Origin of the sequence: Allotamlana fucoidanivorans (assembly GCF_006265225.1) — a bacterium.
Classification (GTDB): domain Bacteria; phylum Bacteroidota; class Bacteroidia; order Flavobacteriales; family Flavobacteriaceae; genus Allotamlana; species Allotamlana fucoidanivorans.
In genome coordinates, this window is record NZ_VDCS01000005.1 from 61,107 (window position 1) to 73,165 (window position 12,059).

At 33.9% G+C, this 12,059-nt stretch carries 17 protein-coding genes; 5 read left to right on the top strand and 12 right to left on the bottom strand.

The features are described 5' to 3' along the window. Window positions 1-290: 290 nt before the first annotated feature. From FGF67_RS05860 to FGF67_RS05870, 3 genes are read left to right on the top strand one after another with little or no spacing between them, the layout of a single operon-like run. Window positions 291-833 (top strand): RNA polymerase sigma factor, encoded by a 543-nt coding sequence (locus FGF67_RS05860; protein ID WP_139695674.1) that lies wholly within the window; start codon window positions 291-293, stop codon window positions 831-833. A 44-nt stretch (window positions 834-877) separates the two neighbouring features. After that, complete coding sequence (locus tag FGF67_RS05865; protein ID WP_139695676.1) at window positions 878-1,375, top strand: hypothetical protein; 498 nt, start codon at window positions 878-880, stop codon at window positions 1,373-1,375. Window positions 1,376-1,385: 10 nt separating this feature from the next. Then, window positions 1,386-1,835, top strand: a complete 450-nt coding sequence (locus FGF67_RS05870; protein ID WP_139695678.1) for a hypothetical protein — start codon at window positions 1,386-1,388, stop codon at window positions 1,833-1,835. A gap of 85 nt (window positions 1,836-1,920) precedes the next feature. Here FGF67_RS05870 and FGF67_RS17225 read toward each other — a convergent pair whose 3' ends face one another. The 5 genes from FGF67_RS17225 to FGF67_RS05890 all read right to left on the bottom strand — a co-directional run bounded on the left by FGF67_RS17225 (window position 1,921) and on the right by FGF67_RS05890 (window position 4,711). Continuing rightward, window positions 1,921-2,070, bottom strand: coding sequence for a hypothetical protein (locus tag FGF67_RS17225; protein WP_158293183.1), 150 nt, complete (start codon window positions 2,068-2,070; stop codon window positions 1,921-1,923). Window positions 2,071-2,205: 135 nt separating this feature from the next. Then, on the bottom strand, window positions 2,206-3,126 hold the full coding sequence (locus FGF67_RS05875) for a YHYH protein (protein WP_139695680.1): 921 nt from the start codon (window positions 3,124-3,126) through the stop codon (window positions 2,206-2,208). A gap of 111 nt (window positions 3,127-3,237) precedes the next feature. After that, window positions 3,238-3,777 carry a hypothetical protein gene (locus FGF67_RS05880; protein ID WP_139695682.1) on the bottom strand — a complete coding sequence of 180 codons (540 nt, stop codon included), beginning with the start codon at window positions 3,775-3,777 and terminating at the stop codon, window positions 3,238-3,240. A 2-nt stretch (window positions 3,778-3,779) separates the two neighbouring features. After that, window positions 3,780-4,094, bottom strand: coding sequence for a hypothetical protein (locus FGF67_RS05885; protein WP_139695684.1), 315 nt, complete (start codon window positions 4,092-4,094; stop codon window positions 3,780-3,782). A 38-nt stretch (window positions 4,095-4,132) separates the two neighbouring features. After that, entirely contained in the window at window positions 4,133-4,711 is a 579-nt protein-coding gene (locus FGF67_RS05890; protein WP_139695686.1) for an RNA polymerase sigma factor, read from the bottom strand. 200 nt (window positions 4,712-4,911) lie between these two features. On the opposite strand from FGF67_RS05890, the gene FGF67_RS05895 reads away from it, so the two are divergent. Together FGF67_RS05895 and FGF67_RS05900 are read left to right on the top strand one after the other, a co-directional pair. Next, window positions 4,912-6,126, top strand: coding sequence for an RsmB/NOP family class I SAM-dependent RNA methyltransferase (locus FGF67_RS05895; RefSeq protein WP_139695688.1), 1,215 nt, complete (start codon window positions 4,912-4,914; stop codon window positions 6,124-6,126). Window positions 6,127-6,237: 111 nt separating this feature from the next. Beyond that, window positions 6,238-7,101: a fructosamine kinase family protein gene (locus FGF67_RS05900; protein ID WP_139695690.1), complete on the top strand. Its 864-nt coding sequence runs from the start codon at window positions 6,238-6,240 to the stop codon at window positions 7,099-7,101. A 64-nt stretch (window positions 7,102-7,165) separates the two neighbouring features. On the opposite strand, the gene FGF67_RS05905 is transcribed toward FGF67_RS05900, so the two are convergent. The 7 genes from FGF67_RS05905 to hemW all read right to left on the bottom strand — a co-directional run bounded on the left by FGF67_RS05905 (window position 7,166) and on the right by hemW (window position 12,050). Further along, window positions 7,166-7,744, bottom strand: a complete 579-nt coding sequence (locus FGF67_RS05905; RefSeq protein WP_139695692.1) for a PhnA domain-containing protein — start codon at window positions 7,742-7,744, stop codon at window positions 7,166-7,168. A 114-nt stretch (window positions 7,745-7,858) separates the two neighbouring features. Next, window positions 7,859-8,683: a hypothetical protein gene (locus tag FGF67_RS05910; protein ID WP_139695694.1), complete on the bottom strand. Its 825-nt coding sequence runs from the start codon at window positions 8,681-8,683 to the stop codon at window positions 7,859-7,861. A 134-nt stretch (window positions 8,684-8,817) separates the two neighbouring features. Next, on the bottom strand, window positions 8,818-9,186 hold the full coding sequence (locus tag FGF67_RS05915) for an MmcQ/YjbR family DNA-binding protein (protein ID WP_139695696.1): 369 nt from the start codon (window positions 9,184-9,186) through the stop codon (window positions 8,818-8,820). Further along, window positions 9,183-9,794, bottom strand: a complete 612-nt coding sequence (locus FGF67_RS05920; protein ID WP_139695699.1) for a DUF4230 domain-containing protein — start codon at window positions 9,792-9,794, stop codon at window positions 9,183-9,185. Before FGF67_RS05920 ends, FGF67_RS05915 begins: the two co-directional genes overlap by 4 nt. A 3-nt stretch (window positions 9,795-9,797) precedes the next feature. Continuing rightward, window positions 9,798-10,151 carry a DUF4260 domain-containing protein gene (locus tag FGF67_RS05925; protein ID WP_139695701.1) on the bottom strand — a complete coding sequence of 118 codons (354 nt, stop codon included), beginning with the start codon at window positions 10,149-10,151 and terminating at the stop codon, window positions 9,798-9,800. Beyond that, a complete protein-coding gene (locus FGF67_RS05930) occupies window positions 10,152-10,901 on the bottom strand; it encodes a cyclase family protein (RefSeq protein WP_139695702.1) in 750 nt (249 codons plus the stop codon). 12 nt (window positions 10,902-10,913) lie between these two features. After that, window positions 10,914-12,050: a radical SAM family heme chaperone HemW gene (hemW, locus tag FGF67_RS05935; protein ID WP_139695704.1), complete on the bottom strand. Its 1,137-nt coding sequence runs from the start codon at window positions 12,048-12,050 to the stop codon at window positions 10,914-10,916. Window positions 12,051-12,059 lie beyond the last annotated feature (9 nt).

Sequence of the window (12,059 nt, forward strand, 5' to 3'; positions counted from 1 at the left end):
AAGAGTTAAATAAAATGAAAAAAGGATAGAGTTTTGGGGGCTTCTATCCTTTTTTTAGTTTATGTTAGATTTGGGGACGACTAACATATTAAGTAGGTTTCTGAGACAAATATAAGTTAGAAAATTGTTTCTGACAAGAAAAATTTACACTTTATCGATATTATGATGCTTTTTATCGATAATATTTTATTTAAAACACTGTATATCAACATAATACATTATTCAAGTTTATGAAAAATTTATTTTAAACTTTTTGTATATTTCGTGGTCATACATGTAAACAATTGTTTGTGATTAAGGAAGCCGAACTAGTAGAACAATTAAAATCTGAACAACACAAGGATAAAGCTTTCGGCACACTTATGTCGTTATACAAAGAGCGTCTATATTGGCACATCAGGCATATAGTAAAATCACATGATGATACAGATGATGTGCTACAAAACACCTTTATTAAGGTGTATAGGAATATTAATCATTTTAAGGGAGATAGCAAACTGTTCTCGTGGATGTATAGAATAGCTACAAATGAATCTATTACATTTATAAATAAACGTGCCAAACAATTACAGGTGAGTAGTGAGGAAGTAAAAAAACTAGCTATTACTAATTTATCTGCTGATGTTTACTTTGAAGGCAAGACCATTCAATTAAAGTTGCAGAAAGCGATTGCTACCTTACCTGAAAAACAACAATTGATATTTAACATGAAATATTTTCAGGATTTAAAATATAAAGAAATCTCTGAAATTCTAGAAATAACTGAAGGCGGACTAAAAGCCTCCTATCATATTGCTGTAAAAAAAATTGAAGCTTATTTGACTAATAATTAAACCTTTGTAAAATTAATGAGTCAAAACACTGTAAGTAGAAAAAAATGAAAAATAAAAAATTACATCATATAAAATCAACGGGGTTTAAAATACCTGAGGACTATTTTGAATCTCTAGAAAGCAAAGTGTTCAGTAAAACAGGTCAACCAAGTATTCTTAGTGGCCATGATTCTGGGTTCACTGTTCCAAAGCAGTACTTTGAAACTATTGAACAAGCAGTTATATCACGTATTGAGGATAAACCCGCAACTAAAGTAAGATCACTTTTTACAAAAAAAGCCGTGTTTTATGCATCCAGCATCGCTGCTACCATCATATTATTACTTAACCTTTCCATATTTGATAAAACGCCAACATTTGATACTTTAACCACTGAAACGGTTGAAGATTATCTCATTGATGAAAATGTGAGTTCTTATGAAATTGCATCCTTATTATTAGAAGAAGAACTTGAAACAGGTATGACGCTTAATGTGGATGATGACGCGCTTGAAGCTTATTTACTAGAGCATGCTGACATTGAAACTTTAATGATTGAATAAATACATAAAGATGAAAAAATTAATTGCCGTACTTTTATTAGTGGTAACTCCAATATTATCGGCCCAAAATAAGAATGGGACTAGCAGAGAGCAAATTAGGGCGCTTAAAGTATCTTTTATTACTGAAAAACTAAATCTCAGTAAAAGTGAAGCCCAAAATTTTTGGCCTATTTATAACGATTTTGAAAAAGAAACATTTCAAATTAAACACAAAGAAATGCGTGCCCTGCGTAATGAAATAAAAGATCACGCTGAAACGATGTCTGAAGCTGAAGCTGAAAATCTGATAAATAGAATTAAAACTGCAGAGCGTAAACTACACGCCTTAAGAATGGAACTACCAAACAAACTGGCTCCTGTTATTTCATCAAAAAAAATAGTGCTCCTAAAATTAGTTGAAGAAGAGTTTAAAAGGCATATGTTTGAAGAACTTAAAAAACGTAAAAAGGAGAGCCATTAACCGCTCTCCTTTTTTTATACCTCCCTTAAAAAAACTTCCATACAGAACCCTTAATAATTGAATATACCTCCATTAAATTATAGATTTAATGTGCATGTTCACCAATAGTTGCTGTTACTTTTTTACTAGATTCCCTTTGATTAAAACCATTGCTTATCATGATGATATTTAATGCTACAATGGTTACAATAACAACAACAAAAATGGCAACAATTTGGTTTCTCTTAAAGTTCATGTATTGAGATTTGTTTAGGTATTTTGATGCGTCTTTTAAAAAAAACTTGCGTCTTGATGAAAAAATAATTTCTCCTGATTTATCAAATCTTTGGTTAGAATACTTTGGCGACACTACTTTTCTTAAAAGACATCGTTAGTTTCTAGATTTATGGTGGCGTGAGCCAAATCTGCCGCGTCGTAGTTCGTCCTCCTCAAATGCTCCCATTAAGCACCTGCCAACATAAGGAAATGTAGTAGTAACAAAATACATATAGGCACCATTTACCATAACACCATTGCATTCATCTAAATCACCAGAACCTTCAATATATTCATAATCTGACGTAAAAGTACCATCATGATTACCCTTTACTAAAATACTAAGTATTTGTTTAGGATTGGTATATGTACATCCATCACCTACGCGATTTCCTATTGCTAACTTATAGCTTGGTTTATAACGTTCACTTTTAGAAAAATAGATAGGAAACCCATCTTTAGCAAATCCAATATGAACCAAATCACCACCAGTATCAAAGGTCTTAATAACAGAAGTTGGTGTACCATGATAATGATAGGCACCTGTGGGTTGCACATGCGCATGATTAAAATCCAGACCTAAATTAATCAAATCTTGAAAAGCTTCTACCCGATAATTCTCTCCCGTATCACAAACAACCACTTCGGCGGTACCTGGCTCAAACTTAACACCATTAAGCGCCACACCGGGTTCTCTCACCCATTTAGGTTGTCCCGTATATTTTGGACGAACTGGAAAAGAATAAATTCTATGTTGTTCAGAAATGGTATTAGGATTGCCTCGAGTAGGAAACTGGCCTGTTTCATGATTTGGTAAAGCGTTAGTAGTCATAATTCTTTTAGCACCTTTAATGATTACTGAAGTTTTAGTACCAAATACAGGGTCATTCAATTGATACGCTCCAAAATAGTCTGTATGCTGATGATTAACATGGGATGACCGACCGGTTTCAATTGAATCGTTTTGTGCAGTGCCTATAATATGTAAGCACAGCATTATGAGGATTAGCACCTTAGGTAAATTTTTATTTATCATCTGTATTCCTTTTAACATTTAGTTTTTAGATGTTTCTTGAACAAAAAACTGGTGCAACTACTAACAAAAAGACCTTCACAAATATGAAGGTCTCACTTTTTAAACATTTTTTTACTCTTGCTGCGGCAAATGTCTATTCGAATCCATTCTTTGAGGATGCGGTGGGTGAGCTCCCTGAAACGTTGCTCTACTTGGAGGCCTCTGCTCTTGCCTACCGTGTTTGTGCAGCGCATCATTAATTATTCTCTTAAAACGTTCCTTTTGTTTGTTGTTACATAGCGTTTGAATCGTTTTAAAATGCGAAAACGCTTCCTTCTCTTTTTCCATTTCAACTTGACCTATTAAAGAAATAATAGAGTCTGTTTTAGTCTCATTAGTCTCTTGCTCTGATAAGGTATTGAACAATAAATCTTTCAATCGTTTTAACTCCTCAGAACACCTTTTCATACGTTCATGATGCCCCACACTTGACATTCTTAACGCCTCCATTTGTTCTTCACTGAACTGTAGTTCTTTTAATATAAAATCACCTGGCCTAACCATATCTTTCCCCTTTCTATCAATATTATTCCCTACATAATTATATAAAAAGAACCCATTAGCTATCACTAAAAAAAGGAACAGTATGTATAAAACGATATTCTTTTTCATAGTTATTTTAATAATGAAAATTGATTGGGAGTTGATAACCCATAAGATTCAGCAAATTGAGACACATGATGATCATAAGTGGCTTGTTGCATTCTTGTATAAGCAATCACATTTAGAATAATAATACAAACTAATGACGCCAATTGTAATTTTGGCGTAAACCACAACCAAATGCGGCTCTCTTCTTCTTTTTTATCAGCAAATAAAACCTGCATGGTTTTATCTTTAAAAAATGCAGATACAGACACTTTCTGAATACGCTCTGAAACATTTATAGTTTCATCAATCTGGTTTTGTATGTTCTTATCTCTATCCATATCAAATATTTAGATGCAATACATTTAAAAAACTTGCGTTATTTATTGTTTTTATAAAAATTCTCTAGAAGCGTTCTCAAATTCTTTTTGGCACGAAACATAAGAGACTCTACTGAAGAAAAACTTTTTTCTATAATATCGCTTATTTCCTGGTAACTTTTCCCGTCAATTTTGTGCAAAATAAACACCACTTTCTGGGCATTTGGTAACTGATTAATAGCATAAAACAAGATATCACTTTTCTCCTTGTTTTCAAGAATTACCCCTGGATGGTTTACTTCTGTAAAGTAATGGCTTTTATCTAAAGGCATTTCATGTCCTAATAACGACTGCATAAACCCAAATCGTTTTTTAGTATTTCGCTTTCTAATAAATTCCAAACATTTATTGGTGGTAATTCTATAAATCCAGGTTGATAATTTAGAATTACCTTTGAATGTTCCAATGGAATTAAAGACCTCAACAAACACTTCTTGTGCAATATCTTCGGCATCCTCTTTACTAGGCACAAAAGAGATACAAGTAGCAAACACCTTTTGCTGAAAATCATCCAACAATCGCGCATAAGCGCTGGCGTTGTGGCGCTTTAACTTTTCTATAAATTCGTCTTCGGTCAAATATGCTAATTAACTTATGCAAGTTTAGATGATAAAGAACAAAAAAACTTGTGCTTGATAACTTTTTTTCTCACTTGTGGCTTAGATTCAGGTTTACACTATAGCCTTAGCCAACCACTCTTAAAGTTGTAATAAATCCTATTTATCACAAATAGTAATGTAAACAATTTAAACGTACCTTTGCGCTTCAATAAATCAAGATGAGATTACACAGAAACCTTTGTTTTGCGGTCATTGATGGATTAACATTAATCTTTAATGAAGGGCAATATGCCGATAAAGTGATTCAGCAATTATTAAAACGCGATAAACGTTGGGGGGCTAGAGACAGAGCTTTTGTTGCCGAAACCACTTATGACATAGTAAGATGGAAACGTCTTTATGCTGAAATAGCCGAAGTTAAAGAACCATTTCATCGAGATAACCTATGGCGCATGTTTGCGGTTTGGGCCACCTTAAAAGGCATAAGACTTCCCGATTGGAAATATTTTGAAAACACACCTACCCGAAAAATAAAAGGACGATTTGATGAACTTTCAAAAATTAGAAAATTCAGAGAGTCTATCCCAGATTGGATTGACGAAGTTGGTGTGCAAGAATTGGGAGAGAATAAATGGACTAAGGAAATTGCTATGCAAAATGAGCAAGCCGATGTTATTCTTAGAGTGAATACGCTAAAAACAACAAAAGACAAGCTACAGAATGTGCTTGCGGATCAAAATATTGAAACCGAATTTTTAAAAGGCTATCCTTCGGCTCTTAGATTGACCGAACGTGCCAATGTATTTGTCACCGACGCCTTTAAAAATGGTCTTTTTGAAGTTCAGGATGCTTCTTCTCAATTGGTAGCTGATTTTCTTGATGTGAAACCTGGCATGAAGGTCATAGATACCTGTGCTGGTGCTGGAGGTAAAACATTACACATTGCTTCTTTGATGGAAAACAAAGGACAAATTACAGCCATGGATATTTACGAAAGTAAACTCAAAAAGCTTAAGGTAAGAGCTCGCAGAAATGGAGTACACAATGTAGATTTAAAAGTTATAGATTCTACAAAACCTATAAAAAAATTATACAATAAGGCCGACCGTGTTTTAATTGATGCACCCTGTTCTGGTTTGGGAGTATTACGAAGAAATCCTGATGCTAAATGGAAACTAGAGCCAGAATTTTTAGATCGTATTAGAGTAACACAGCAAGAGGTACTGCAACAATATTCAAAAATGGTAAAACCTGGTGGTAAATTAGTTTATGCCACCTGTTCAGTGTTGCCTTCTGAAAATCAAAATCAAGTTAATGCCTTTTTAAAAACTGAAGCTGGTGCTCAATTTAAGTTTGTTAAAGACAAAAAAGTATTCGCTCATGAATCTGGTTTTGATGGATTTTACATGGCACTTTTAGAACGAAAACCTTAATTAAAACAGCTTTTAAAGACGATATTTTTTAAATAAAATAATAGAGCATTTCTACCACGGGAAGTTATAAATAGGTTTAACCATGTTAAGAATACTTTGTATTTTTAATACATGATTCCTAATAGTTTTAAGACTTACCTTACCAAACACTTCAACGAAAACATCACGCAGATATCACCTATTCATGGCGGTGATATCTCAAAAGCTTTTAAGATTGATACGGCTACCAATAGTTATTTTTTAAAACTCAATAACAGGCCAGATGCCAAAGCACTATTTCAAGCGGAGGCTTATGGTCTAAATAGTATTGCACACACAAACACTATAAAAACACCAGAGGTTTTGGTCTGTGACAGGTTTCACAACACAGCATTTTTGTTATTGGAATATATTAATTCAAAACCGTCTTCAGGGAATGATTTTAAGCGCTTAGGCACTCAATTAGCTCAACTGCATGGCTGCACTTCAGATACTTTTGGATTAAAACTCGATAATTTTATTGGATGTTTACCCCAAAGCAACAAACATTATAATGATTGGGCTAGCTTTTATTTTAACGAACGTCTTTTACCACAAATAAATTTAGCCAAACAAAAAGGTTTGTTAAAAAATGCTGAATGTCCTAACGAAAAACAAATAGAAACGCGCTTAAAAGAGTTATTAAAAGCGGTCAGACCTTCCTTACTTCACGGGGACTTATGGAGCGGTAATTATTTAATTTCTGAAGACGGCACGCCTTATTTGATAGACCCAGCCATTTATTATGGACATCATGAAGTGGATATTGCTATGACAAAACTGTTTGGTGGTTTTGATACGTCATTCTACAATTCGTATCATTCCTATTTTCCAATTACGCCTGAAAGCAGTGATAGATTGGAAATATACCTGCTGTATTACCTCTTGGTACATTTAAACCTATTTGGAAGTTCATACCATAGTGCGGTAACTTCTATCTTACAAAAACAATTTTAGTTATAAAACCTTAAGTACAAGCTAATTTAAAATGAAAATCAAGATTAGGGCAAGAATCTCAAAATTATATTTTTTTCACGTAATCTGTAACTATTACTATTTGTTGCGCCCCTACTTTACCTTCAATATACTTGTCATTATCCCGATCTAAACGAATGTTTCTAACAGCTGTACCCTGTTTAGCCACCATACTTGACCCTTTTACTTTAAGGTCTTTTACCAGCACTACAGCATCACCATTTTGAAGCACCACCCCGTTAATATCTCGATGAATAACTTTCTCACTATCGTCTTTATCTTCTCCTGTGGCTCTTGCCAAAGTTAAGGCTTCGTCATCTAGATACATCATATCTAATAAATCCTTAGGCCATCCTTGGTTGCGTAATCTTTGAAGCATACGCCAAGCCATAATTTGCACTGCAACGTGCTCACTCCACATGCTATCATTTAAACATCGCCAATGATTTGGATTCATTGCTTCATGTCCATCAATTTGATCAAGACACGTTTTACAAACCAATACATCATTAGCTACATTTTCATTTAAGGATGGTGGAATGGTATATTGAGCCAAATCTTTCTCTGATTTACATAATTCACAGGTATTGTTACTTCTTTCTTTTAAAGTTTGTAGAACGCTCATAGTGGTGTGACTTTTATGACTGCAAAAGTACGTTTAAATGCAACTGCTTACAAGTTTAGCTATCACAAAAAAAGACGCCTCTTTGACGTCTTTTTTCAGTATTTGCTTCTTTGTTTACTTACTTAACCCAGCTACAAACTGGTAAACAGCATCACCATGAACGCCATTAAAATATTTGTTAAATGTTTTCCAACGTTCTTTTCTTTCAGCCTCATCTGGCCATGCTTCTTTCATAAGTTCAGGTAAACCATCAAACATTTTTTCTAAGTCTGCCATAGAATCTAAAAAATAGGCTTCCATCATTTCGGTAGCATCATGCCCCCAAGCATGTCTGTGGGTATAATACCCTTTTATCAAATCATTATCCTTGATTAGTTTTTCAAAATTACTAGTCATTAATGCTCTTATTTCCTCAATATCACCATCTTCTGGAAATGCCATATGATTTGTTCGCACATAACAAATAAGATCTTTTGACACATCTTTTAATGGTTTCACGAACGACATTGTGTTGTAAATCTCATCAGCGTGTTGATTTGAATAATAAGCTCTTTGTTTATTTAAAAAGGCGTCACGATCTTCTTCTTCTGGCCAAGCTTCTTTAGTTAATTCATTATCTCTTTCTCCAGCTTTCTCTATATCTGCCCAATTTTCATAAGTTCTTACATAAATCAGCTCTGTATTATCAGGAGTCATTTGATGTAAATAGAATGACGAGTTCATAACATACTCGTTTTTCATGGTTACTTTTTCTAAATACTCTTTTTCTACCGATTTCCAAGTGTCCATATCGAAATCTTCGTAATCCATATTCCAGTGCATTGTGGTTACGGTGATATACTTTGGTCGTTTGGGCGCATCATCTTGAGCCATTACAAAACTTGTAGAGCTCACTAATAAAAATGATAACAGCAGTAAAATTTGATTGGTTGTTTTCATAATCTGTTAAAAATTAAAGTTAATATAATAGGTTGATTAAATACTACTTTAGGATTTAAGGCAATTCGATTATGCTAATAACAAATGTTTGAGAGACAATGCCTTATAAATGTACAACAAAAAACTGTGGAATACTAAAGATTATTCAGATTATCACGCATTTTTTTTGTCATACCTTTTACAACCATATCATAGGAATGATCAATAAGATGCGTTATAAGCTCTAGTGCTAACTGGCCTTCATGAAGGTAAAGGGTATTCCAATGTTTTTTACTCATATGATACCCTGGTCGAATATTACTATACTGGGCTCTTAACCTTTCTGAATAATCTGGATCGGCTTTAAGGTTTATTGCCGCCTGTCCACTTTCCCATTTTTTTAATGAAATTAGCGCAAACATTTTATCTAGCACTTTAAACACTAGTATATCTTCATCAAATGGAAAACTTTCAGAAGTTCCCTTTTTACCGAGGCAGTATGTTCGGATTGCTTCTATGTTCACGCTTCAAGTTTAGGCGTTTTATAAGATTCTATTTTTAAATCAGAATAGTCTAGTTTCCACCCAATGGTTTCAACTATAGCTTCAATAATTAAAACGGCTTCCTTGGCTTCCTGCTTCGCGGCTTCCAACAAACCACTATTAGGAATTTTATCTTTAATATGTTGTTTTGCTTCATTATGAAGCCCTGTTAAATCGGCTGCTTCAAACTTATTGAACAAACCATCCGTTTTATCATAGTAATTCAAATTGGTTTCAATTGACAATACTTCGGGCTGAGGAAATCGCTCTAAAATAACCGTTCGGGTTTTAATATCTGTACGAATGGCGATTTTTGACAAATCAAAACCAACATGCGCTTTAGCCTTAATAACTACTAACGCTTTTTTTCTACTAGAGACCAATTTTAAAAACCGCTCTTTTACATCTTGATAATGATAAATTTCGGCAAAATCGCCTTCTACAGTAATGAGCTTACATACTTTATTAATTTTATCTAGCAAGATGGCCGATTGTGATTCAACTATCTGTTTATTTTTTATGGATTGAAAATAAGCGATAATTCCCCAACATAGCAACAGCCCTATTAAAATTCCTAAAACAACATCCATACCCTACACTTTACCAATTGCTCCCAAATGTGTTTGTTTAAAATGGCTGTAATATTTTAAGCCATACCCAAAAACTCTATCGAAAGACGCATGAGAAAACAAAATAATACCAGCTAATTGCAAGAGCTCTTTATTTAAGTAATACCCTAGCAACAACATAAAAATAGCAATACCCTTATGGTGACACATATTATACGTGATAGCTCCTACTTTTGAATTAACAACGTAACCAAGCATTCCTAAATCTGGCAATAAAAATAAGCCAACAAACCACCACCAACTATAGTTTAAGGCGCTAAAAAGATAAACCCCTAAAAAAAACATAAAAAGTTCTTCTATTTTTAATGATGTCTTCATTTAGCTTATAATTTTATATAAAATAGGTTTACTTGGTGTAGCATCATTTTCAAAGGGTGCTATTTGTAAATTTAAAAAATACTCGCCGTCTTCAACACTATTAGGCACATAAATAAGTTCTGTAATGGTGGCATCCATGCGCAACTCCCCTTTGGTATTCCAGAACACATTATGTCCTAGCATAGCACCCTCATCTTTCTCTCGGTCAATGCTTGGCAAGTCAATTAGCAAATGTTTTATGCCTTTTTCTACCAGATAAGCAACCGCGTCTTCAAGTAAATAAGGCCAATTGGTGTTTGAATACTGCTTGTTTTTTTTAAGTTTTGTGTTGGGCATGGTCCGTATCACCAAGGCGTCTCTTTTTTTATTACCCAGCATGAATTGTAACTGTTTTTTTGAAATCACTTTATCTTCTAAAAATGTTTCTGGAGCAACAGTAATGACTTCGGCCAGAAAAAAAAACTGTTTTAAATGTGCATTTATAGAATGTACTTTTTTGGTAATATGCCCCACACATTCTGTGTGTGTGCCATGCGCATGGGGATTAAAGTAAATATTGTTAAAATTGACACTCGCCTCTTGAGCCACTGCTGCCACCCAATCACCATCCTTTTCGGGTTCTATAGTTGGCGGACCAACATACCAAGCATTCACATTAATGTTTGACGCTCTTAAAGGAATAGAGATGTCAATAGGTTGTTTTAAATCAATTTTAAGTTTTCTTGAATTGTACTGTATTGTTGTGATCATACGTAAATATAATCAAATCATAAACAATTCAGAAGCGATACCGTCAATTAAAAATTTTCCTTTCGATGTAGCTTTGAGTACTTTTTCTCTATGTTGAGTTTCTATTTGTAATAATCCTTCAAGCACAAACTTTTCAGACGCTTTTTTTAAATGCAAAATAAACGCTTCTCCAAAGACCTCTTCAATAGCAGTAAATGACACACCCCAAATGGTTCTTAGACCTGTCATAACAAACTCATTATAACGATCTTTTTTTGAGAGCACTTCAACCGTTTCAGGTAACGTTCCTTTTTGAATACCTAGTATGTACTTTGAATTATTGGCCACATTCCAACTACGCTGATTCCCTACAAATGAATGTGCCGAAGGCCCAATGCCTAGATATGGTTTCCCTTGCCAGTAACTGGTATTATGCTTTGAAAAGTAATTTTGCCTTCCAAAATTTGATATTTCATACTGTACAAAGCCCTCGGTTTCTAAGCGATTGATTAGATGATTAAAATGTTGTAAAGCCAAAGCTTCCTCCACTGGCGGATAAACCCCTTTCTTTATAAAAGCATCTAGAGCTGTTTTAGGCTCAACAGTTAACGCATAACTTGATATGTGATTAATATTAAAACTTAAAGCGATATCTAAGTTTTTATTCCATTTATGGGCACCCATTTTAGGGATTCCATAAATCAAATCAATAGTGATATTATCAAAGTATTTTGAAGCGGTTTTTAAACAATTTACAGCCTCCTCAGCATTATGAGCGCGGTTCATACTTTTTAAATCGTCATCAAAAAAAGACTGAATACCGATGCTTAATCTATTAATTTTTGATTCTGATAAATTTTTGATTCGTTCTGATGATAGATCATCTGGATTAGCCTCAAGTGTTATTTCAGGATTAGCAACCACTGTAAAATTCTGATGCACAACATTTAAAATACTGGCTAATTCTTCATTGGTTAATAAGGAAGGTGTACCACCACCAAAGTATATCGTTTCAATGGGTTGGCCTTGCAAAGCATCCTTTCTTATAACTATTTCCTTTACAAGACATGCTATCATATCCTCTTTTTTCTTCAATGATGTTGAAAAGTGAAAGTCGCAATAAAAACACGCTTGTTTACAAAAAGGAATATGAATGTAAATTCCAGCCATAAGTAATTT